The sequence below is a fragment of the Kribbella sp. NPDC050470 genome, from assembly GCF_044458365.1.
Classification (GTDB): Bacteria; Actinomycetota; Actinomycetes; order Propionibacteriales; family Kribbellaceae; genus Kribbella.
On record NZ_JBITHV010000004.1, the window covers coordinates 610387 to 631841 of the forward strand.

The window sequence follows — 21455 nt, forward strand, 5'->3', positions numbered from 1 at the left end:
AGGTTGGCGGGTGGTGCGAGTGGTTGTGCGGCGGCGGATGGGCTCGGTGCGAGACCCAGGAGTGCGGTCGTCAGGAGTGTGGATAAGGTAATGCGAAGGGTGGGCGGCATGCGGGTCTCCTAGTGAGAGAAACCGGTTTCCGAGAATTGATGAAGGTTGTGGGCTTACTTGCCGGTTTTGAGGGAGGCGTCGTACTCCTGCTTCGCGGCTTCGAAGCGGGTGGCGTACTTGTCGGCGAAGGCCTGGGCGGTGAGCTGCTTCTGGAGGAGCTTCTGGAAGTCGGCCTCCATCTCGGTCTTCAGGATCTTCGACCAGTCCGGGAGGTACGTCGGCAGCTGCAGGTACTGCGTCTTCGGGTTCTTCGACGTCTCGACGATCGCCCGCAGCGGCTGCGACTGCTGCACCCACGACGCCTTCGCGGCCTCGGTGTTCGCCGGCACCTGGCCGACCGCCTCACACCACTCCGAATTGGCCGTCGTGCTCATGTACTCGACGAACTTCCACGCCGCCGCCTTCTTCTCGCTCTTCGCGAGGATCCCGAGTCCGGAGATCGCCGGTGCGGTCGCGGTGACCACCCCGTCGGCGTTCGGGAACGGCTGGACGCCGGCCACGTTCGCCGGCCCGAGCGCCTTGAAGTGGTCCTGCGTCGAGCCGAGGTTGTGGTGCGTCGCCCACGCGGACCCGCCGTCGAATGCGGCCACGATCTTCGCGTAGTCGTTGGACAGGTCGGCCGGCGCGCTGACGGTCCCGTAGAGCCCGACGTACCGCTCGAGCGCCTTGACCGCCGCCGGGTCGTTGAACGTCGCCTTCCCGTCGTCGGTGAAGAACGTCCCGATCCCCGCCTGGCCGTACGTCATCGCGAACATCGGCGGCATCGACCCCGGCCCGCCGCGGAACGCGAACCCGAACTTGTTCTTGTCCTTCTCGGTCAGCTGCTGCGTGATCGCGAAGAACTCGTCGTACGACTTCGGCTCCGCGACGCCCTTCTGCTTCAGCCAGTCGGTCCGGTACCAGATCACGTCCGACAGCGCGCTCAGCGGCGCCTTGTAGAGCTTGGAATCGGCCGAGTTCCGCCGCTCGTTGCTGATCATCGTCGGGTCGACCTTGCCGGTCAGCCCGGACTTCTCGTACGCGTCGTCCAGCGACACCAGCGCGTTCTGCGCGATCAGGTGCGCGACGTCGTTGCCGATCAGCAGTACGTCGGGGATCTCGCCGGAGGCCAGCGCGTTGTCGACCTTCTGCAGGTACGACGAGTTGGGCAGGCCGACGTACTCGACCTTGACGTCGGGGTTCGCGGCGTTGAACTCGCCGATCAGCTTCTCCCACTTCTTGGACAGCGCCGGATTGGCGTTGGTGTCCCAGAACTGGACCGTGCCCTTGGCCTCGCCCCAGTCGTCGGGGTTGCTCGCGGCCTGCTCGCCGCCGCCGCTCGTCGGGCCGGCACAGCCCGCGATCGCCAAGGCGGCCACGGCTGCGACCGCCGTGGTCCGCAGCCAACCTGTACGCCTCATCTTGTCCTTCTCTCCACGCCGGAACAGTTGAAGAAACCGGTTTCTTCGTGAGAAAGTAACACAGCGCACCGGGCTCGCAATAGGGTTCGGAAGGCGGTTTCCCGATCGGAGGGCGAGACCTGTGTACGTGAACCCGGTGCTCGATGCGGACTGGCCGGACCCGGACGCGATCCGGGTCGGCGACGACTACTGGCTGATCGCGTCGAGTTTCAACCGGGCGCCCGGGCTCCCGGTCCTGCACTCTCGCGACCTGGTCTCGTGGGCGCTCGTCAACCACGCCCTGCGCGAGGTTCCGCCGGTCGAGCACTTCAAGATCCCGCGGCACGGCGGTGGGGTCTGGGCGCCGAGCATCCGCCACCACGACGGCCGGTTCTGGATCGTCTACCCCGATCCGGACCACGGGATCTTCGTGCTCAGCGCCACGGATCCCGCCGGCGCCTGGTCGGAGCCGCACCTGCTGCTGGCCGGCCGCGGCCTGATCGACCCGTGCCCGCTGTGGGACGACGACGGCCGCTGCTACCTCGTCCACGGCTGGGCGAAGAGCCGGGCCGGGATCAAGAACCGGCTGACCGTCCGCGAGGTCTCACCCACGCTGGACCGGGTGGTCGGGCCGGCCCGCACGGTGATCGACGGCGACGAGCTTCCCGGCTACACGACCCTCGAGGGACCCAAGTTCTACAAGCGGGACGGGTACTACTGGATCTTCGCGCCCGCCGGTGGCGTCGCGACCGGATGGCAGTCGGCGTTCCGGGCGCGGTCGCCGTACGGTCCGTACGAGGATCGCGTCGTCCTCGCGCAGGGGTCGACGCCGGTGAACGGGCCGCATCAGGGGGCGTGGGTGGATTCGCCGGACGGCGAGGACTGGTTCCTGCACTTCCAGGATCGCGGACCGGTGGGACGCGTCGTCCACCTGCAGCCGATGCGGTGGGTCGACGGCTGGCCGGTGATCGGGACTGACGGCGAGCCGGTACTGCGACATGGCGAGGGCGAGGTCGTCCTCGGCGAGCCGGATCGCACTGATCTCTTCGAGGGCCCCGAGTTGTCGCCGATCTGGCACTGGCAGGCGAACCCACGGCCGGAGTGGTACGACGCCCCGAAGGCCGGCGCACTGCGGTTGGCCGTGCTCCCGGAGGACGACGGCGACCTGCGGAATCTCCCGCAGGTGCTCGGGCAGCAGCTGCCCGGTCACCGGCGCCGGTTCGAGACCTCGGTCCGGCTCGACGGCGGCGGTCCGGGGGCTCGCGCGGGTCTCGTCGTACTCGGTCAGAGCTATGCGTGGCTCGGGCTCCACCGCACTCCGACCGGCGTCGACGTCGTACTGCGGCAGCGGGGCACACCGGATGAGGACGTCCTGCATCACGCTCAGTTGGAGACGCCGTACGTCGATTTGGCCGCCGACGTCGATGACAATGCGCTCGTGCGCTTCTCGTACCGGACCGGCGGTGAGTGGGTCGAAGCCGGCGTCTTCCAGGCCGTCGAAGGCCGGTGGATCGGGGCCGAGGTGGGGCTGTTCGCGGCGGCCCCGCAGGGCACGATGGACGGTGGCGGGGCTGTGTTCGGTCCCGTGCGGGTCACCGAGCGAGAGACGGCTTGATGGGCAGGACACCGAAGGACTCGATCACGATCGCCGACGTCGCGCGTGCGGCGGAGGTGTCGCGGGCGACCGTGTCCCGGGTGATGAACGGGCGCCTCACGGTCGCGCCGGACATCGCCGAACGCGTCCGCGCCGCCGCCGACCGGCTGAACTACCGGCCCAGCGACCTCGCCCGGAACCTGTCCCTCGGCCGGACGAACATGGTCGCGCTGGTGGTGCCGGACCTCGGCAACCCGCTGTTCCAGCAGATCATGCGCGGGATCACGAACGCCTCGGCCGCGGCCGGGTACCGCGTCCTGGTCGCCGAGACGGACGAGGACCCGCTGGCCGAGGCGGACATCGCGATCGAGGCCCGCCGCCGCTGCGACGCGCTCATCCTGGTGTCGCCGCGGCTGGCCGAGGAGCGGCTGCTCGAGCTGCTGCCGGACGTGAAGCCGGTCATCCTGGTCAACCGCGAAGGGCCGTCCGATGTGGCCTCGGTCGGCGTCGACTTCGGTCGCGCGGTGCGGATCGTGGTCGACCACCTCGTCGGCCTCGGGCACCGGCGGCTCGCCTACCTGGCCGGGCCGGTCGGCAGCGCGTCGAACACGGACCGCCTGCGCTCGCTCGAGATCGCCGAACGCGAGATCCCCGGACTCGAGCTCGTCCGGCTCGAGTGCGGCTCGTCGATCGAGGACGGCTACGGCGCGGTCGAGCAGGTGCTGGATTCACATGTCACCGCCGTGGTGGCGTTCAACGATCTGGTCGCATTCGGTCTGCTGGCGCGGCTCAACGAGGTCGGGGTCGCCGTACCTGCGGACCTGTCGGTGGCTGGGATGGACGACATCGGGTTGTCGCGGTTCGCCGTACCGTCGCTGACGACTGTCCGGGTCCCGCAGCAGGGGATGGGGGAGTTGGCCTGGCGGCGGTTGTACGCCGAGATCGCCGGGACCGAGGTGGATCTGGACGGGGTGCCGGACCTGCGGTTGGCGTTGCGGGCGAGCACCGGGCCGGTTCCGCAGGCGACGCGGCTGCAGTCCGACGCGCCTCGGGGGCGCTTGGGGCCAGTGCGTTGGCAGCAGCAGGGGGACATCTTCGTGCTGGGGTCGGAGTCCGGGCTGCTCGCGCACTACGAGTTCGGACGGCGGATGCCACAGGTGCACTCGCCGCGTCCGTATCTGCACCCGGTGCGGACGCTTGGCGGCCATCCACTGACCGAGGTGAGCCCAGTGGATCACCGGCACCACTACGGTGTGTCGCTGGCCGTTGCCGGCGTCAACGGGACGTCGCACTGGGGCGGTCGTACCTTCCTCCCCGGACGTGGTCCGACCTTGCTCACGAATCACGGCCAGCAGCGCAGCCGCGGAGTCACCGTCGACGACGGGCCCGGCAACGCGCTGACCGACGAGATCACCTGGTACGACGAACAGGGCCGGCCGCAACTGGTGGAACGCCGACAGCTCAGCGGCTCGCTCGCCGAAGGCGGTTGGCGCCTCGACTGGCACAGCGTCCTCACCGCGCGCTACGGACCGATCCGCATCGACAGCCCGGCGACCGCGGGACGTCCCGGCGCCGGGTACGGCGGCATCTTCTGGCGACTGCCGTCCGCCGAGAACACCGTCGTACTGAGCGAGGCCGGCGAAGGCGCCGACGCCGCCTACGGCTCGCTCAGCCCCTGGCTCGCCTTCGTCCAGCAACGCGGCGACACCGTCACCACCCTGCTCCTCGCCCAACCCGCCGATGTCCGCCCCTGGTTCCTCCGCGCCACCGACTACGTAGGCGCAGGCCCAGCCCTAGCCTGGCAAAGCGCCCTAGCCCTACAACCCGACCAACAACTCCACCTCACCCTGTCCGCCCTCCTCCTCGACCGCTCCATCGACCTCACCGAAGCCCCGGAGTTGGCCGAGAGGCTGCAGCAGTCGACCTAGAAAGCAGGCAGACCGGTCGTCGGTGAGGAGGCTTGGGCTGAGTGCCAGCGGCGGGGGACTCGGCCGGCCAGGCGGGCGGCTCGGCCTGCGGTGACTGCGTCTCGCATTGCGGCGGCCATCAGGGCGGGTTTTTCGGCGCGGGTGACGGGGGTGGCGAGCATGACGGCGGCGCAGCCGAGCTCCATGGCCAGCGCTGCGTCACTCGCCGTACCGATGCCTGCGTCGACGATCACCGGGACGTTGGCCGCCTCGGCGATCAGCGCGATGTTGTGCGGGTTGCGGATGCCGAGCGCGGAGCCGATCGGCGCCGCCAGCGGCATCACCGCCGCGCACCCCGCCTGCTCCAGGCGGCGCGCCAGGATCGGGTCGTCGTTCGTGTACGGCAGCACCGTGAAACCGTCCGCGACCAGCGCGTCGACCGCATCCAGCAACTCGATCGGGTCCGGCATCAGCAGGTGGTCGTCGGCGACCACCTCCACCTTGATCAGGTCGGTCTGCAACGCCTCCCGGGCGAGCCTCGCGGTCAGCACGGCCTCTGCCGCCGTGTGACAGCCGGCGGTGTTCGGCAGTACGTCGATCCCGTGCTGCTTGAGTACGTCGAGGATCGAGCCCTCGTGGCCGGTGCCGAGCCGGCGCATCGCGACCGTGGTGAGTTGGGTGCCTGAGGCAAGCAATGCCTCTTCCATCACCTCGAGGTTCGCGGCGCCGCCGGTCCCCATGATCAGCCGGGAGGTGTAGATCCGGCCGCCGAGCTCCAGCGGATCGTCCATGTGCTCAACCATGTCCTCAACCACCCTGGACCGCACTGACGATCTCGACCCGGTCGCCGTCCGTGAGCGTCGTACCGGCCCACTCGTCGCGCGTCAGCACGGTCTGGTTCACCGCGACCGCGATCCCGGTCTCGCGGTCGGAGTACTCCCGGACCAGTTCGGCAACGGATCGATCCGGCGGGACTGTCGTCGCCTCACCGTTCACCCACACGTCGTACGCCATCGCGTCCTCCCTACGCCGGCATTACCCGATACAGGTTCAGCGGTCGGCGACACCGTGGTCAGTCGCCCTCTCAGCCCACTCTGGCGTGAGCTCCCGCGGCTCCCTCGACGATAACCACCGCACCTCACCGAAACAACCCAGGTCCAAACCCCGGTCCGATGTCACAGCCGCGCAGGGTGACCTCTCTGTGCAGCCGACGCGGATGCTAACGGCCGGGTACGCCGGTTCTCACGCTGGTCAGCGAGCAGGAGTTGGCGGGTCGGGGGCGGTCTTGCTCGGCGGCGGGTCTGGGCGAGTGGGAGGCTGCTAGGCGGCGTTGAAGGTGGTTAGTTTGGAGGGGTTGAGGGCCCAGAGGACCTGTTCGATGCCGGCTGTTGAGGCGGTGATGGTCAGTACGGCGAAGGTGGTGCCGTTGCGGCGGAGGATTGCGGCGGCCTGGCCGTTGACGGTGCCGAGCTCGACGTCGGCGCCTTCCCAGAACGTCGATGCGTAGGCCTTGTGGACCTTCGCCACTCGGTCCGCGCCGACCAGCGGGTAGCGGGTGGCCCGCGCGGCGCCGCCGCTGTCGGAGTAGCTGACGACGTCGGCGGCGAGCAGGCGTTCGAGCTCTTCGAGGTCGCCGGACTGCGCGGCGGTGACGAAGGCAGTCAGCAGTTCGCGCTGCTCCGAACCGGTCACCGGATTGTGCCGCTCGGCGACGATGCGTTTGCGGGCCCGGCTGACCAGTTGGCGCGAGGCCGCCTCGGTGGACCCGATGATCTCGGCGATCTGGCTGTACGGGTAGTCGAACGCCTCCCGCAGGATGTACGCCGCCCGCTCGGTCGGCGTCAGCCGTTCCAGGATGAGCAGTACGGCGAACTCCAGCGCCTCGCTCCGTTCGGCGCCGAGGTACGGGTCCGCGCTGGTGTCGACCGGCTCCGGCAACCACGGGCCGATGTACGTCTCCCGCCGTACCCGTGCCGACTGGGTCGCGTTGATCGCCAGCCGGGTGATCGCGGTCGCCAGGTACGCCGCCGGGTTCGTCACCTTGCTGCGGTCGGTGGTCTGCCAGCGCAACCACACGTCCTGGACGAGGTCCTCGGCCTCGGCGGCGCTGCCGAGCATCCGGTAGGCGATGCCGAACAGCCGGCCCCGGACCTCGGCGAACACCGCCGCGGCCTGCTCCAAGTCGGCCGAGGTCATTCGTGGAACTTGATCTCGCGATGGGTGCCGTCGCACAACGGCTTGTTGGACGAGTGACCGCACCGGCACAACGTCGCCCGGTTGCGGGTCTCCTGCAGCCGCCCGTCCGCCCGGTGCACCGGCAGGTCGCCGGTGACCCACAACGCGCTGGCCTGGCCGTCCTCCTCCTCGAGCACCGAGATCGCCCGCGGCAGGTCGGGCTCGATCGACTGACCGCCGCGCTCGAGCGCGTAGCTGTAGGACCCCGAGGGGCAGTGGTCGATTCGTCCCATGACATCGGAGCGTACGTCGCTGTCCTCGGTGTCGGCGAGCATCTTGGCAATCGGACGCGTCCGGCCGATGCAGAAGGCGGCGTGGATGCACAGCTCGCCGACCCGCTGCGCGGAGATGCCGACGCCGTCGTGGACGTGCTGCAGCTCGCCGTACGGCGCCATCGGCTCGGCCTCGGTGCCGTCGAAGCCGACCACTGCGTGGGTCCCGTCGCAGAACGGCTTGGAGCCGGACCGGCCGCACCGGCAGAGCGCGTACGTGTCCTCGGTCTCGATGGCCGCCGACGTCTGCCAGGTGAGCGAGTCGTTGTTCTCCGAAACGATCTTGAGCTTGCGCCGCAGCGGCACCCGGCCGTAGACGACGTACGGACCATTCGGCAGTACGGCGACCCGCTGCGACTCGCCGACCGACCACTCACGCGCCGCCGGCGTGACGTAGTCGAACGTGGGACCAGCGACGAAGCCGTCGTCGTCGGACATCTGCATCAGCGCCTCGGCCTGGGCCTTCAGCGCATACATGGTGCCGGTGGCAACGGACAGCATCCGCGGACTGCCGTTGAACGTCTGCTCGAGCAGGTGCAGCACCGCGCAGTACGTGTGGTTGAACTCCTCCTGGGCGACCCGGATCGGGTGTCCTTCCGGGTGGTCGGTCAGCCGTGGATTCGGCCGCATCGGGCGTACGCCGTTCACGTCGAAGCCGATCGGCTCACCGGTCGGACCGGACTCCGGGGTGTCACCACGCTGATACCGCCGGCCGAGCTTGAGCTCCTGGAAGCGGTAGTAGTGCGCCACCTCGTCACGGTCGGGATGGAACATGTCCGCATCCCCATCCCAGACTTCGCCACGCGCCGTACCCTCGCCCTGCTCGACGATCTCCTCCAGCGCCTCGAGCGCGGACTTGAGGCTGTCGACCACGATCAACCGGCCGCCGCTGTGCCGGAAGTGGGCCTTGCCGACCTGCCGGGCCGGATCGCCGCAGAAGACCGCGTCCTCGCCGAGCTCGTCGCACAGCTCGATCAGCGCGCGTTCGATCGCGTCGTAGAACTGGCCGATCGTCTCGTAGTTGTCGCCCTCTGCCGGGCCGCCGGGCGGCGCCGGCCGCTCGATCCGGAGGAACATCTCCAGCGCCTCCGGCCCGAACGGCGCCAGCGACAGTTGCAGCGAGCGGTCGCCGTGCGGCATCCGCCGTGGATGCGGTGGCAGCATCTCGGGCTTGTCCAGGTGCGGCCGGCCGCCGACCGCATTCAGGATGTTGGCCGCGAGCGCGAGGTGCAGCATCTCCTCAGAGAAGACACTGCCCACGACCTGGACGGCCTCCGGGTTCCGCTGCGGGTCCAGCGAGTACAGCGCGCACAGGTACGGCGGCAGCGTCGCGTGCTCGAGCTCGACCGCCCACTGCAGGTGCTCCCGAAGGCTTTCCAAGGTCCACGTCATGCTTTTCTCCCGTGAATCAGTTGCATCGACAGGTGTCCGCCTTCGAAGAGATCGGCGAGCCGCCGCCCCTGTCGAGCGGCGAGCGTGTAAGCGGAGTGCGAGCTGTGCCGGGCCTCGACCATGGCGGCGACCTCGGCTGCCCTGAGCGACCATGACCGGGGTACGTCGGCCGGCCGCTCGATCTGCTCCAGGACGTCGAACCCCGCTTCCGCCAGCAGGGTGTCCAGCTCGCGCTGGCCAGGGAAGTGGTTGCCGTCCGGGAGCCGTCGCAGTTGTTTGCCCTGGGCAATTACGACGAGGAGGCCGACGGACCCACCCGGGACCAGCACGCGGTGGATCTCACTGAGGAGAGTCGCTTTGTCCTCGACCGTGCACAGCACACCGAGACACCATGCGACGTCGACCGACGCCGTACGCACGGGAATCCGACGACCGTCCGCCAGTACGACGGGCAAGCCGAACAATGTGGACGCGGCCCGGCACGCGGCAGGCATCGGCTCGAGCAGGATCGGGCTGACGCCGAATCGTTCGGCCGCCCAGGCGGCCGGTCCGCCGACGCCCGCGCCGACGTCGAGCAGGCGCATGCCGGCGGACAACTCGCAGGCCTCGGCCAGCCAGGCCAGCGCTGTCGGGCTGGCGCTTCCTCGGCATGCGGCCGGGATGGCGTACCGGTCGCCCAGCTGTCGTACGGCGTCCGCCGTCCACCCGGCCACGTCGTCGAACTCGGCAACCATCGCCGCAGCGGTCATCCGAACCTCTCCAAGAGCACCCCAGTTGCTGTCCGTCGCGAGCTAAGACAGGCCAGCCCGGCGGCGTGTGACAGCCGTGACATCGAGCTCCGGTCACAAACGCGCAAGCTGCCATGTCTGAGCTTGCGACACCGATTCCCGAAGGAGTTCCCCATGAACGACCAACGTCCTGCCGTCGTACTCGTGCACGGCGCTTTCGCCGACGCCAGCAGCTGGAACGGCGTGGTCGAACGACTGCTCGAGCGCGGTCTCGAGGTCGTCGCGGTCGCCAACCCGCTGCGCAGCCTGACCACCGACGCGGCCTACGTCCGCGACGTGATCGCCGGCATCGGCCGGCCGGTGCTGCTCGTCGGCCACTCGTACGGCGGCATGGTCATCACCGAGGCGGCGGCGCAGAACGACAACGTCGTCGGCCTGGTCTACGTCGACGCGTTCGCCCCGGACCACGGCGAGAACGCGTTCCAGCTCTCGGTGAAGTTCCCGGGCAGCACGCTCGGGGACGCGCTCAACGCCTACCCGGTCGCGGGCGGCAACGAGTTCGCCATCCGGCAGGACGTGTTCCAGCAGCAGTTCTGCGCGGACGTCCCGGACGCGCAGGCCGCCGTGATGGCCGCGACCCAGCGCCCGGTCACCGAGGCCGCCCTGACCGAGGGCCTGCCCGCCGAGACGCCCGCCTGGAAGTCGCTCCCGTCCTGGTTCGTATTCAGCGACGGCGACCGCAACATCCCCGTCGAGCTGCACCGCTACCTGGCCGAGCGCGCCGCCGCCAAGGGCCACAAGGAGATCGCCGGCGCCTCGCACGCCCTCAGCGTCTCCCAGCCCGCCGCCGTCACCGAGACCATCCTCGAAGCCCTCGGCGCCTGATCCCACCAAACCCCTGCCGGCAGCACCCTGGGCAGGCGCCCCGGCAGGGGTTTGGTGACCCTTGATCACCCGTCTGGGCGGGTAGGCCGCCGTGGAGGACTCGGCGTACGGCGCCACCGTCGGCGACGAAGGACCCGGCCGACGTTCGGCTCGCGCGTGATCTACAAGCGCTACCGCCGCACCCGCGATGAATTTGGACTGACAGCGCCGTACGAGCCATCAGTGCCCTCGCCGCACCGGGCATTCCCCGTGCTGACCGCGCCTACCCGCGCCGGATGATTCGTGGGCTTGGACGGTAGGGTTCCGGGGTGAGCAGCAATGGTACGAATAGTGCCGGCTCCTCGAGTGGAGACCAGCGAGGAACTCGGTGTCGCGGGTTGAGCCGTCAGGCGTGGACCAGGCTAGGGTAGGGGGCCGCGGCGGACTCGCAGTGGCCGGGCGTCGCGGGCCAGCTGCCCACCGGGCTCGGATCGCCTGCGACGTTGAGGTCGATGACCCGGACTCGGACACGAGACTCGCCTCGGCGCAGGCCGCACCAGCGCATTCGCGCGGGAGTGTTGCGCGGCTCAATCCTCCTGGTGTAGTGGGGTTTCGCTGTGTCTGTTGCGCTGCTGTGTAAGGAAGTCGCGAAGCAGGTGTGAGTGGCGCCGGGGTGGGGTAGCGTCACCGGCGTGCTCGACGGCTCGGGGATTGTTGAAAGTGTATGGATCCGGGATGAGGAGACGTATGGGGAACGAGAACGACATCGACGGTGGCGAGCGGCCGGACGCCGGGGTGAGTGACTACGACCTGATCGGTGGCGGGCCGGCGGTGTCGGGAGTTGTCCACCGCTTCTACGAGATCGTGCTGGCCGACCCGCAGCTCGGCGGCTACTTCGACGGTGTGGACCTGGCCCGTCTGCGGCGGCATCAAGTGTTGTTGGTGTCTCAGGTGCTGGGTGGCCCGGCGGAGTACGACGGCCGAGAGTTGGCCGACGCGCACCGCGATCTGAAGGTGTCTCGAGATGACTTTCACCGGGTGGTCGCTCACTTGGTGATGGCGATGCAGGAGGCGGGCGTCCCGGCGGAGGTGATTGAGCGGGTCGGGGTCGCGCTGGCGGGGACAGAGCGTGATGTCGTCACGCAGTCGACCACGTCCGGCGAATCGGGCACCTCGAGTCGGGTCGAAGCGGGTGAGCAGCACACTTCGGCTGGGGCCGACTGACGATGGATACCGCGGCGTTGAAGGACAGCTGGGCTTTGGTGGCCAAGTCCGGCGATGAGGTGCCGTTGCACTTCTACTCGCATCTGTTCCTGTCGCATCCGGAGCTGCGGACGCTGTTCCCGACCTCGATGTCGGCGCAGCGCGACAAGCTCGTGGGCGCACTCGGCCGGATCGTCAGCAACGTGGATCAAGTCGACGAGGTACTGCCGTTCATCGAGCAGCTCGGGCGGGATCACCGGCGGTTCTCGGTGATCGCCGAGCACTACTCCGCGGTGGGCGCGTCGCTGCTGGCCACGCTGCAGCATTTCCTCGGGCCGGCCTGGACGGTTCAGCTGGCCGAGGACTGGGCCGGGGCCTACGGGCTGATCGCGAAGGTGATGGTGCAGGCAGCCGAGGAGGCCGCCGACCGGACCCCAGCGTGGTGGGAGGCCGAGGTGGTCTCGGTGGAGCGGCGCACCCTCGATGTGAGCGTCGTGCAACTGCTGCCGAGACAGCCGCTGGTGTATCGCCCGGGCCAGTCGGTGGCCATGGAGATCCCGCAGCGGCCGCGGCTGTGGCGGTACTTCAGTCCGGCCAACGCGCCACGCGAAGACGGATCGGTGGAGCTGCACGTCCAGCTGATCGACGGCGGCCAGGTCAGTTCGGCCGTCGTCCGCAGCCTCATGCCCGGCCAGGTCGTTCGCCTCGGCGCCCCGGTAGGGCAGGCGCTGACTCGCGCGGCCGAGGATCAGCGCGACCTGCAGATGATCGCCGGCGGCACCGGGCTGGCTCCGTTGCGCGCGGTGCTGGAGCAGATCGACCGGGAGTGGGAGGCGACCCGGGTCGCCCCCAACGTCCACCTGTTCCACGGCGCCCGGATGCCGTGGAGTCTGTACGAGCGCAACCTGCTCGGTCAGCTCACCGCCCGGCCGTGGTTCGACTACAGCGAGGTGATCTCCGACGACCCGTCGTACCCGGGTCTGCGGGGCGCCGTGGGCTCCGTGGCGGCGAAGCACGCCTCCGCCGACGGACGGCTGGTGATGGTGTGCGGTTCAGCCGGCATGGTGCGGCACACTGTTGCGCAACTGACCGCAGCCGGTGTGCCGGCCGAGCGGATCCGCCGAGAGGAATTCGCCGGCGACACCACGCCGGTCAGTCGGCCGATCGAGCCGCCACTCGACTCGACCGGCGGCCGGATGAGTGGGCAGCAGCTGGTTCAGGGAGGGGACCGATGACACACGCGATTCACGAAGCCACGGCGGGACTGTCCCCGCGCTCGGTGCGGGAGGCGCAGTTCTCGCACCGTATGCGAGGTCTCGACGAGGCCGAGGTGAGAAGTTATCTGCACAGGCTGGCCGACCAGATCCAGCAGGCGGACGCCGACCGCGCCCGGTTGCGGGCGGAGATCGAGTCACTGCGCGAAAAGCTGGGCAGCGCCGGCCCCGAGGCCGACTCGGCCGGGATCAGCCCGCAGGCCATCGCTTTGTTCAGTCAGGCACAGCAAGTGGCGGACAGTCTGGTCGCCGAGGCGGTCGAGCATGCCCGCGACATGATGACCGCCACCCGGGCCCAGGAGCGCCAGATCCTCGAGCGCGCCCGCGGCGAGGCGCAGCGCGCCGCCCGCGACAACTCCGCAGCTGCAAGCCTGTCCGCCGAGCCTGGTGCAGATCCGGTTCCGCACGTGCCGGAGGTCGAGTACGTTCGCACCTTCGCCCGGGTTGCGCAGGTTCAACTCAAATCGGTGCTCGACGCACTCGCTGAGCAGGTCGACAGGCTCACCGACGTGACCAGCACCGACCAACCAGATAGCGTGCGACGTGGCTCGCATTCTCTCGCCGACACCATCCTGACAACTCAGGACGGCCTTGCCGGCGCGGCAGGCTCGCGCGACCCGAACGTCAACATCTCCTGGCGCGTCAGCGCCGACACCGCCCGCTTCGAGTCGCCCGAGAAGCCATGATGGCAGGGACTCCAGTACCCAGCCGTCGCCGAGCCGGCCGGCCCTGAGCGACTGGCCGTCCGCCACCCGCTCGGATAACGGCGCCGGCACAACCCAATTCGCAAGAAACACCCAGCACAGCGGCGCGGAGGTGCCTTCAGTTCTTGTCTGTTTCAGACCCAGTCGAAACGCTCGGTATGGACGCGGTCAGCCGGCGCGCCGATTCGGACGAACGCTGTCTCCACGGCGGCGAGCATCGACGTCTGGAAGCGCTGAAGGCCCGCAGGCTGGTGGCGGGAGAGGATGTCCGCGTCGATGCACCCGGACTCCCCGATCCAGCCCGGTGGCGGCTGCCGGCGAACAGGACGACGGGCCGGGCACCGGCGATCAGGCAGAAGCCGGCGCCTTCGTACTGGTCGATCGAGAACACGCCGTGCGGCCCGTCCACATAGACGTCCGTGCCCGGCTGCCGTTCCGCTCGGCGCTAGAGCAGAACGAGAACGGGTGGGAGGTGACCGAGAACGGCGATCTGCCAATCGTGATCCACGCGAACTGGCCGGGGTCGAAGCGCATGCCGTCGTGACCGTCCGGGCGCAGGGTGAGGACCGTCGTACCGTCGCGTTCCGGTGTGATCCGTTCGACCGTCCACGACAGCCGGCGTATCCGCAGTGGACGAAGCACCCGCACTCAGACCAGCAGCCAGACGAATGCCGCGGTCATGATCGACCACAGCACCGGTTCCAAATGCTGTCGACGTAGTAGTCCACCAACAGCACCTGGACCAGCGCGGCCCAGAAACCTTGCCCCGGTTGGCTCGTACTCATCAGCGCGAACACCAGCGGCGCCACGCAGATCCCGACGAATACCCCGAGCCAGGCAATCCCGCGCACGATCGCAGTCATAGCGCGGTCACTTCAGATACGTCGTACGCCGCGCACCTGACCAATACGATGGACAGGAACGTCTCTGCCGAGGCGACGATCAGCTGTCAGGAAGATCGACGATGCCGACCGGCCGGTCGGCATCGTTCAGGATTCGCCGGCTGACCGACCCGAGCAGGATCCGTCGTACCAGCCCCTTGCCGTGGGTGCCGACCACGATCTGCTGCGCGTCGTCGGCGTGCCCAAGGATCGCTTCGGCGGCGCCGCCTTCCACTGCCACGTGGTCCACGCTCACCGACGCAGGGGCCGTCCCCTTCACCTCGTCGAGCGCTCGGGTGATGGTGCCGGCCGCCTCTGCCTCGACCTCCGCCTGCATCTGTACGAGGATTTCCGGGTCCTCCGCAAACGCGTGATGCGGAACGTCGTAAGCGGCGACGGCTCTCACCGAGGTCTTGCGCACGGCGGCCTCGGTGATTGCGTAGCGAAGCGCGTTGGTGCCGAACTGCGACCCGTCGACGCCCACGACGATCGGGCCCGTCACCGGAAAATCGTCCTCCCCGACGACGACCACCGGGCACTTCGCCTGGATCGTCAACCGATTGCTCACCGAACCGAGCAGAGCGCTCGCGACGCTGCCCAGCCCGCGTCGGCCGACGACCACCACGTCCGCGGCCTCGGAAGCGTCCGCGAGCAGATGGGCGGGGTGGCCCATACTCGAGTTCCGGGTGCACGTCAGGTCGGGCGCGAGCTCGCGTACCCGCGCCGCCGCGGCGTCGAGCACCTGCTCGGAGAACTCGACGTACCACTCCACGGGCTGGCTTGCCATGCTGTGGTAGCCGTAGAAGCTGACCTCAGGAACAACGCTGTACGCGTTGACCAGTTCGAGCTCCTCGCCTCCGAGGCGTGCCCGGGCCACCGCCCATTCGAGCGCGCTGCCGCTGTGCTGCGATCCATCGATGCCAACGACGATCCGACCTGTCATGTGCGTCCTCCCCGCGATCGAGCCGCAAACCCGAACCTAGCCCGCACCAAGCCCGCGCAACACCCGCCAGCTCAGCAAGCCCCCCGGACATCCCGGACGGGGTTCTCACGACATACCGGACTGATGTCTCGGGAGGTCGTGGACGGGTTGTTGTGGTTCGGGCATGTCGAACCCGGTTGGTGATCACGGCTGTGGTGGTGAAGAAGCGGTCGGTGGCGCAGGTGGTCGCCGGCCCTGTCGTGGGTGTATGAGTTGCTGGCCCGTACCGAGTCGAGAGTCACGCGGCGCTCGAACCTAGGTCGCGGCGGCCGAAGACCTCGCCGCGGGCGACAGCGACCCCGACGGTGTAGCTGGTGTAGGCCTTGCGCACGAGCTGGCCGAGCAGGGTCCGGATGCTGGGGCGGATACGATCGGCTGGCACTTGGAACACCACCACGACATGAGGATGTCGCGGGCGACGGTCTACCGGATCCTGACCCGCTCGGGCGCGGTCGTCCCGGATCCGGGGAAGCGGCCGCGGTCGTACGTGCGGTTCGCCGCCGAACAACCCAACAAGTGCTGGCAGTCGAATTCACCCACTTTCCGCCACACCCGCGCCGATGGCCCGCCCGGCGCCGATGTGGAGATCGTCACCTGGCTGGACGACTATGCCCGGTATGCCTGTCGGGCACCGCCCACGTCCGGATCACCGGCCCGATCGTGGTGGCCACGTTCCGCGAAACCGTTACGCAGCACGGGATCCCGGCCTCCACGCTGACCGACAACGGCACTGTTATACGACCCGGTCACCGGGCGGGAATGGCGGCCGCAACGGCCCGGAGACGGCTGCGCGCCCTGAACATCGTCCAGACATAGCCCCGACCACAACCGAGGGTTCGGAGCTGTGCCGATGTCTTGAGACATCACACGGTAGGCCCGGTGGGAACTCGAACCCACAACCCGCGGACACTAGCAAGAATGCGTTCATCATTTGTCATCAATTGCCAAACCTACCCGCGACCTGCGGACTCACCGCGCCGGACTTCTCATCGGTAACCACGCGCAGCCGGCAGCTTCCGTTCATTCTGCCGAGTAAAGGCGGTGGACCTGGCCCTTCACCTTCTGGACCAGCCCGAATCCTCCAACCGCCGTGTCGACGTAGTGGATCTACCCGTCGACGACCCAGACATAGACCCCTGGTTCCTGCGGGGCCGCCGTCTGCGCGAAGGCGACAGAACGGCCCCATTCCGAATGGATCGGGGTGCGGAAGATTCAGCGCCACGACAGCAACTCTGGAAGAGCTGAACCCAGCGCGACCAGGTCGTCGGTCGTTACCACGTCGCAAGCTTCTGGCTCCCCTCAAAGTGCGCAAGATCGGCGACCCACCCGCCGCGTAGAACTCGCTGGACTCGCGGTCGTCCGAATGGACGAACACGGGTGCTCACGCCTCGATGGCGCGGGGCAGTTGCTCACCGGTGTCCAATTCAGGGGTTCGAACCGTCGGCACCTCAGACGCCGGGAGCTCCATGAAACTCGCGAGAAGCTCACCGAAGCGCTCGGCCTCGGCACGTTGCGCGCCGCTCTTCGCCCAGGAGTGAAACTTCAATGTGAGGCTCGTGTCTTTTGTGATGACGTCCACGGCGGGAGCCTTGTCGCTTCGGTCTGGCCTACGGACGTTAGCGGATGTCGTCGATGTTGAGCTGGATGTCGATGGCGCCCAGGCGACGGAGCGAGTCCTGCTTAGTGATGAGAACACGACGGTTGGTGATCGCAACCCAGCCAGCATCGCGGAAGTGCAGGTCCCAGCGGTCGCACGATAGATCGGCAAGCGCAAGGACCCGCTCACCCGGCTCCAGTCGCAGCGGTAGGGTGCGCTTAAGGGCTTCCGGAACGGCTCCGTCGAAGACCCCAATCGACGGCAGAACGAGTGGCTCTGGCTCCACTGGACGGCTCTTGCCCCGGATCCTCGCCAGTGCCCGCTGCAGCTGCCGCACCATTTGCTTCGCGTCCTTCGCTGCTCGGGCATCGCGGTCCCGCCGATCCTGAACGTCCGCTTGCCCGGCAACTCGCCGATGACAGCGAACTCGCGAGCGAGCTGTTCGAGCAGCCAGTCTGTCTCCTCCAGGGTCTTGTCGTGGAGCACCTGAGCATCAGCAACCAGCTTGTTTAGCAGTGTCGCGTCCCTTGGGTTCGCCCTAGCGCTGTCGATCAGATGACCAGCGCGGATCTCTTTGTAGATGGCATCGGTGACATCACCAACCTCGCAGGCATGGCCGAATTCCTTCAGGAGCGTGTTGTGGTAGCCGGCCGCCTTCGACCACTTCTCCTGGCGCACGACCTGCAGGACCTTCGAGGTGAGCTCGATGCTGTGTTGGGCAAGGTCGGCAATCTGGTTGAGCTGAAATTGGATGGCCATCAAGGTCAGCGCCGGCGCCATCGAGGCGATGACGGATGCTGCGGTCGCCGCGCCCGCGGGTACCCACCGCACCTGCGCAACGAACTTCCCCTCGCTGGCGAGCGTGCCGAGGTTCCAGCCGTCCTTCACGAGCGGAGCCGCAGTCTTGAGCTGCTCGAGCGTCTGCGGAGCTAGACGTACGAGGCCCTGCGCCTGCATCACCGTTCACTCCCTGAGCGACGGTTGTTGCCGAAGCCGACGGCGTCCGGGATGACGGTGGAAATCGAGGCGCGGGTAGCGTCGCCGATGAGTGTGAACGGGATGAGCTCGACGCCGTCGGGCACATGGTCGCCATAGAGAACCGCGAGTCCATCTTCGAACTGCACAAGCGCAGTCGAAGGCATAGCCTCGTACTCGAGTTCGCCATCCTCGGCGGCACCGGAGATCTCGGTGTTCGGATCCGGCTCGATCTCGTCGGTCATCTCTGTCCTGGCGTCGCTCCACGTTGTGCTGGTCGCATGGTGACAGACGCCTCCGACAAGACCAGGCGTTTCGTCAACCAAGCAACAGTCTCATCGGCCGCGGGAGTTTACGACGCGCGGGGAGGAATTCGGATCGGCGGGCCTCTTCCTGATGCTCGTCGCGCAGTGAATAGGCACTCGAAACGCCGCGTTCGAGCGCTGTAGGAAGGCGCTAGGCCTGCCTGACCTCAGAGCCTTCCCTTTCGTGTATGGGATTGCTCGGCGAAGATGGGCATCCGACCTGACTAGGGTGTGAGCAAGGTAGACTCGTGTGGAGGAAGTGTGGAGACCAAGGTCAGGACGCCGCATGAGGTGTTCTTCATGCCTCAGCGTCTGCTTGTCCCGTTGTTCCAGCGTCCGTACGTATGGACGCGCGAGAACCAGTGGACAATGCTGTGGGACGACATCCGTCGCCACGCCAACCTGAGGCACTCGGGCATGCGTCCCAGCCCTCACTTCCTTGGGGCGGTAGTCCTGCAGAATCAGTCGGCGTCCGTGGGAAATCTGCCGTACTGGACCATCATCGATGGTCAGCAGCGGCTCACCACGATGCAACTGCTTCTCGACGCTGCGCATCAAGCTCTGACGCTGGTGGGCTCGGAGACCCTGGCACGCCAGGTAGAGGACCTGATTCGCAATCCTGAGCACTTCTGCCGCACCGCCGAGGACAGGTTCAAGGTTTGGCCTACTAACCGTGACCGGGCCGCGTTCAACGAGGTCATGGCGGCGACGCTTCCGGTGGCCTACTCACGGCTCTCGCACCAAGACAGCCGCATGACGCAGGCGCACCAGTTCTTCAGCGACGAGATGACGGATTGGTTGTCGAGGGAAGACAGCGAATCCCGCGCCGAGGCCCTGACCCAGGTGCTGCTCAACGGATTGCAGCTGGTGGTGATCCAACTCGAGGCCGACGAGGACAGCCAAGAGATCTTCGAGACGCTCAACGCCAGGGGGACGCCGCTGACCGCTGCTGATCTCATCAAGAACTTCGTCTTCCAGCGCCTCGACCTTCCGGCCAACGAGAGCGAGGCCGCCTACGAGAAGTATTGGAAGCTCTTCGAGACTGCATTCTGGGAGAAGGAAGTCGGAGCCGGCCGCAACGCTATGGCGCGCAGCTCACTGTTTCTCAACCAGTGGCTCATCGCCCAGACCGCCGAGCCTATCGGCGTGCGGGAGGTGTTCTCCCGATTCAAGTACTTCACGACACACGATTCGAACGCACCGATGGGCGACCTGCTGCCCACGATCCATCGTGCTGCCCTCAACTACCAGTCGTGGACCGAGGCCGCACGCATCAAGGACGGCGCCCTCGACCGCCTGACATTGTTCGTCTACCGAATCGGCGCCCTGGACTCCGAAGCGACCAAACCCCTGCTCATCTGGCTGAGAGACCCTGCCCTGGAAACGGTCGCTCCTGCCGTCGAGGAGCGCTTTCTCACGCATCTGGAAAGCTGGCTCGTCCGCAGGTCCTTGCTCCGCCTCTCGACGCAGAGCTACTCAGACCTGATCGCACTCCTGCTCCACGAGCTCAAGGACAGCCCTAGGCAGGAAGCCGCAATCGTCACCGAGCGGATCCTCCGAGAGCAGACCTCGGGCAACCTCTACTGGCCCGCAGACGAAGAAGTGCAGACATGGCTAGCCACCGCGCCAATCTACCGGCGGCTACGTCGTGGTCGGCTGCGCATGGTGCTCGAAGCGATCGAGGACCACTTCCGGGGGTACGACAGCGACCGACCGTCGTACGCCGGGCAACGGATAGCTCGCGACCACCACGCGATCGAACACATCCTGCCCCAGCACTGGCAAACCCACTGGCCGGTCGAAGACCTTGCAGCACGCCTCCGGCGAGACAACCATGTTCACGTTCTGGGCAACTTGACTCTCCTTACGCGCGGTCTCAACAGCAAGGTGAGCAACGGACCTTGGCTCGGCGTGAACGGAAAGATTGCCCACCTCGCGCAGCACGACGTGATGCTGATGAACAACAATGTGCGGGCATCCGGCGCGGACGGGTGGGACGAGCAGAAGATCGACACGCGGACCACCGAAATGGCGCGTGCGATCCTGGAGATCTGGCCCACCCCAGCCGGGCACACGGGCGCTCACTCGGGGGCAGCTACTCAACCCACGTCCTACATCGGTCTGGATGCACTGATCTCCGAAGGGCTGCTCAAAGTCGGTCAAGCCCTTACCGGTCGGGGACGGTTCAGTGACGTCCAGGCGACGGTCTTGCCGGACGGATCGCTGCAGGTGGGCGACAGGATCTACGAGAGCCCCTCCGGCGCCGGTCGTGCCGTATGCAAGAGAAGCACGAATGGGTGGACGTTCTGGGAGGTCGATGCTGGCAACGGCACCAGGCTTGACGACCTCAGGGGCCAGTACTCGGTCCAGTTCGGTGTCGAGGTCGACAACGATGACGAGGAAGGGATGCCGCCGCCCGAGTAAAGAAGTCCAAGCACTGTGCGTGTATCGGAGAACGTGCCGGCCGGAAAACACTGTGGCCACAAATGTCGGCCGGCCACTCCGACGTGCATCCTTATCGAAGCGCAGCGCAAGCCCCACCCATCGTTGCCAGGACCCCAGAACCCGCTCTGCCCTAGGGCTGGTTGGCCCGGATGCCGACTCATGGCGTCTATCCGCCGCGATTGCAGAGTTGCCGCTCCATGCAGTTGAAGCGGACGCAACGTCTGGACGTAGCTGCAGGTCGTAAGCTGCGGAAAGCCTCTGGGAGTGAGAGCTCCACAGCGACCATGGCCTGCAGACCCTGGTGGTTCCTCGGCGTGCTGCCGGCGCGGTGGAGCCCGGCCACCACCATGCGGCCCGCCGTCGCTGGCCAGTGGGCTGCTCATGAGACCACTCGTCATCGGCGGCGTGTGGCTGGAACAGAAACTCCGGCTCGCGGACCAACTCCTGCGGTACATGAAGTTCGCCCTGTTACCCAGAACTTGGCCGGTAGCCGACGTCGATCAGGTTTCGCCCGGTGCCCGATCTGTCCCCGAACACCCTGTGGCAACTTGGCATGCCGCGGCAACGCGCAACGCGCAGCATTGCGCAGCGCCTCGATGATCCTGCA

General features: G+C 67.6%; 19 protein-coding genes and 1 riboswitch. Of the genes, 8 read left to right on the forward strand and 11 right to left on the reverse strand.

What is annotated here, in order from left to right; genetic code table 11:
• Nucleotides 1-164 precede the first annotated feature (164 nt).
• The gene (locus ACIBGM_RS14910) at nt 165-1511 is read right to left on the reverse strand and encodes a sugar ABC transporter substrate-binding protein (RefSeq protein ID WP_360518460.1); all 1347 of its coding nucleotides are present in this window, start codon (nt 1509-1511) and stop codon (nt 165-167) included.
• A gap of 121 nt (nt 1512-1632) precedes the next feature.
• Here ACIBGM_RS14910 and ACIBGM_RS14915 point away from each other — a divergent pair, with 121 nt between their 5' ends.
• Entirely contained in the window at nt 1633-3105 is a 1473-nt protein-coding gene (locus tag ACIBGM_RS14915; protein ID WP_396385772.1) for a family 43 glycosylhydrolase, read from the forward strand.
• Nucleotides 3105-5012 (forward strand): DUF6807 family protein, encoded by a 1908-nt coding sequence (locus ACIBGM_RS14920; RefSeq protein WP_396385773.1) that lies wholly within the window; start codon nt 3105-3107, stop codon nt 5010-5012. The genes ACIBGM_RS14915 and ACIBGM_RS14920 overlap by 1 nt, the downstream gene beginning before the upstream one ends.
• On the opposite strand, the gene ACIBGM_RS14925 is transcribed toward ACIBGM_RS14920, so the two are convergent.
• From ACIBGM_RS14925 to ACIBGM_RS14945, 5 genes are all read right to left on the reverse strand, one after another.
• Complete coding sequence (locus ACIBGM_RS14925) at nt 5009-5794, reverse strand: thiazole synthase (protein ID WP_396385774.1); 786 nt, start codon at nt 5792-5794, stop codon at nt 5009-5011. The two genes, ACIBGM_RS14920 and ACIBGM_RS14925, sit on opposite strands and share 4 nt — an antisense overlap.
• Before the next feature lie 4 nt (nt 5795-5798).
• On the reverse strand, nt 5799-6005 hold the full coding sequence (thiS, locus tag ACIBGM_RS14930) for a sulfur carrier protein ThiS (protein ID WP_360518472.1): 207 nt from the start codon (nt 6003-6005) through the stop codon (nt 5799-5801).
• A riboswitch (TPP riboswitch) is annotated at nt 5996-6112 on the reverse strand. (Overlaps the previous gene by 10 nt.)
• 199 nt (nt 6113-6311) lie before the next feature.
• Complete coding sequence (locus ACIBGM_RS14935; RefSeq protein ID WP_396385775.1) at nt 6312-7187, reverse strand: RNA polymerase sigma-70 factor; 876 nt, start codon at nt 7185-7187, stop codon at nt 6312-6314.
• Nucleotides 7184-8890: a ferritin-like domain-containing protein gene (locus ACIBGM_RS14940; RefSeq protein ID WP_396385776.1), complete on the reverse strand. Its 1707-nt coding sequence runs from the start codon at nt 8888-8890 to the stop codon at nt 7184-7186. The genes ACIBGM_RS14935 and ACIBGM_RS14940 overlap by 4 nt, the downstream gene beginning before the upstream one ends.
• On the reverse strand, nt 8887-9639 hold the full coding sequence (locus ACIBGM_RS14945) for a class I SAM-dependent methyltransferase (protein ID WP_396385777.1): 753 nt from the start codon (nt 9637-9639) through the stop codon (nt 8887-8889). Before ACIBGM_RS14945 ends, ACIBGM_RS14940 begins: the two co-directional genes overlap by 4 nt.
• A gap of 153 nt (nt 9640-9792) precedes the next feature.
• Between ACIBGM_RS14945 and ACIBGM_RS14950 the strand changes: the two genes are divergently transcribed.
• The 5 genes from ACIBGM_RS14950 to ACIBGM_RS14970 all read left to right on the forward strand — a co-directional run bounded on the left by ACIBGM_RS14950 (nt 9793) and on the right by ACIBGM_RS14970 (nt 14207).
• Nucleotides 9793-10503 carry an alpha/beta fold hydrolase gene (locus ACIBGM_RS14950; RefSeq protein ID WP_396385778.1) on the forward strand — a complete coding sequence of 237 codons (711 nt, stop codon included), beginning with the start codon at nt 9793-9795 and terminating at the stop codon, nt 10501-10503.
• Nucleotides 10504-11229: 726 nt separating this feature from the next.
• Entirely contained in the window at nt 11230-11706 is a 477-nt protein-coding gene (locus ACIBGM_RS14955; RefSeq protein ID WP_396385779.1) for a group 1 truncated hemoglobin, read from the forward strand.
• A 2-nt stretch (nt 11707-11708) separates the two neighbouring features.
• Nucleotides 11709-12920: a globin domain-containing protein gene (locus tag ACIBGM_RS14960; RefSeq protein ID WP_396385780.1), complete on the forward strand. Its 1212-nt coding sequence runs from the start codon at nt 11709-11711 to the stop codon at nt 12918-12920.
• Nucleotides 12917-13645, forward strand: coding sequence for a DivIVA domain-containing protein (locus ACIBGM_RS14965; protein WP_360518493.1), 729 nt, complete (start codon nt 12917-12919; stop codon nt 13643-13645). Before ACIBGM_RS14960 ends, ACIBGM_RS14965 begins: the two co-directional genes overlap by 4 nt.
• A gap of 322 nt (nt 13646-13967) precedes the next feature.
• Nucleotides 13968-14207, forward strand: coding sequence for a hypothetical protein (locus ACIBGM_RS14970; protein WP_396385782.1), 240 nt, complete (start codon nt 13968-13970; stop codon nt 14205-14207).
• A 133-nt stretch (nt 14208-14340) separates the two neighbouring features.
• Here the strand turns inward: ACIBGM_RS14970 and ACIBGM_RS14975 are convergent, their stop codons facing one another.
• The 5 genes from ACIBGM_RS14975 to ACIBGM_RS14995 all read right to left on the reverse strand — a co-directional run bounded on the left by ACIBGM_RS14975 (nt 14341) and on the right by ACIBGM_RS14995 (nt 18343).
• Nucleotides 14341-14526, reverse strand: a complete 186-nt coding sequence (locus ACIBGM_RS14975) for a hypothetical protein (protein WP_396385783.1) — start codon at nt 14524-14526, stop codon at nt 14341-14343.
• Nucleotides 14527-14605: 79 nt separating this feature from the next.
• Nucleotides 14606-15487, reverse strand: coding sequence for a universal stress protein (locus ACIBGM_RS14980; RefSeq protein WP_396385785.1), 882 nt, complete (start codon nt 15485-15487; stop codon nt 14606-14608).
• 277 nt (nt 15488-15764) lie between these two features.
• The gene (locus ACIBGM_RS14985) at nt 15765-15908 is read right to left on the reverse strand and encodes a hypothetical protein (protein ID WP_396385786.1); all 144 of its coding nucleotides are present in this window, start codon (nt 15906-15908) and stop codon (nt 15765-15767) included.
• A gap of 999 nt (nt 15909-16907) precedes the next feature.
• Nucleotides 16908-18083 (reverse strand): hypothetical protein, encoded by a 1176-nt coding sequence (locus ACIBGM_RS14990; protein ID WP_396385787.1) that lies wholly within the window; start codon nt 18081-18083, stop codon nt 16908-16910.
• A complete protein-coding gene (locus ACIBGM_RS14995; RefSeq protein ID WP_396385788.1) occupies nt 18080-18343 on the reverse strand; it encodes a hypothetical protein in 264 nt (87 codons plus the stop codon). The genes ACIBGM_RS14990 and ACIBGM_RS14995 overlap by 4 nt, the downstream gene beginning before the upstream one ends.
• A gap of 321 nt (nt 18344-18664) precedes the next feature.
• Here ACIBGM_RS14995 and ACIBGM_RS15000 point away from each other — a divergent pair, with 321 nt between their 5' ends.
• On the forward strand, nt 18665-20827 hold the full coding sequence (locus tag ACIBGM_RS15000; protein ID WP_396385789.1) for a DUF262 domain-containing protein: 2163 nt from the start codon (nt 18665-18667) through the stop codon (nt 20825-20827).
• Nucleotides 20828-21455: the final 628 nt, after the last annotated feature.

Coding starts and splice junctions, on each gene's coding strand:
- ACIBGM_RS14925 (WP_396385774.1), bottom strand. CDS start 5,794: ATGGTTGAGCACATGGACGATCCGCTGGAGCTCGGCGGCCGGATCTAC.
- ACIBGM_RS14955 (WP_396385779.1), top strand. CDS start 11,230: ATGGGGAACGAGAACGACATCGACGGTGGCGAGCGGCCGGACGCCGGG.
- ACIBGM_RS14965 (WP_360518493.1), top strand. CDS start 12,917: ATGACACACGCGATTCACGAAGCCACGGCGGGACTGTCCCCGCGCTCG.
- ACIBGM_RS14935 (WP_396385775.1), bottom strand. CDS start 7,187: ATGACCTCGGCCGACTTGGAGCAGGCCGCGGCGGTGTTCGCCGAGGTC.
- ACIBGM_RS14995 (WP_396385788.1), bottom strand. CDS start 18,343: ATGACCGACGAGATCGAGCCGGATCCGAACACCGAGATCTCCGGTGCC.
- ACIBGM_RS14980 (WP_396385785.1), bottom strand. CDS start 15,487: ATGACAGGTCGGATCGTCGTTGGCATCGATGGATCGCAGCACAGCGGC.
- ACIBGM_RS14960 (WP_396385780.1), top strand. CDS start 11,709: ATGGATACCGCGGCGTTGAAGGACAGCTGGGCTTTGGTGGCCAAGTCC.
- thiS (WP_360518472.1), bottom strand. CDS start 6,005: ATGGCGTACGACGTGTGGGTGAACGGTGAGGCGACGACAGTCCCGCCG.
- ACIBGM_RS14910 (WP_360518460.1), bottom strand. CDS start 1,511: ATGAGGCGTACAGGTTGGCTGCGGACCACGGCGGTCGCAGCCGTGGCC.
- ACIBGM_RS14940 (WP_396385776.1), bottom strand. CDS start 8,890: ATGACGTGGACCTTGGAAAGCCTTCGGGAGCACCTGCAGTGGGCGGTC.
- ACIBGM_RS14945 (WP_396385777.1), bottom strand. CDS start 9,639: ATGACCGCTGCGGCGATGGTTGCCGAGTTCGACGACGTGGCCGGGTGG.
- ACIBGM_RS14920 (WP_396385773.1), top strand. CDS start 3,105: ATGGGCAGGACACCGAAGGACTCGATCACGATCGCCGACGTCGCGCGT.
- ACIBGM_RS14950 (WP_396385778.1), top strand. CDS start 9,793: ATGAACGACCAACGTCCTGCCGTCGTACTCGTGCACGGCGCTTTCGCC.
- ACIBGM_RS14975 (WP_396385783.1), bottom strand. CDS start 14,526: ATGACTGCGATCGTGCGCGGGATTGCCTGGCTCGGGGTATTCGTCGGG.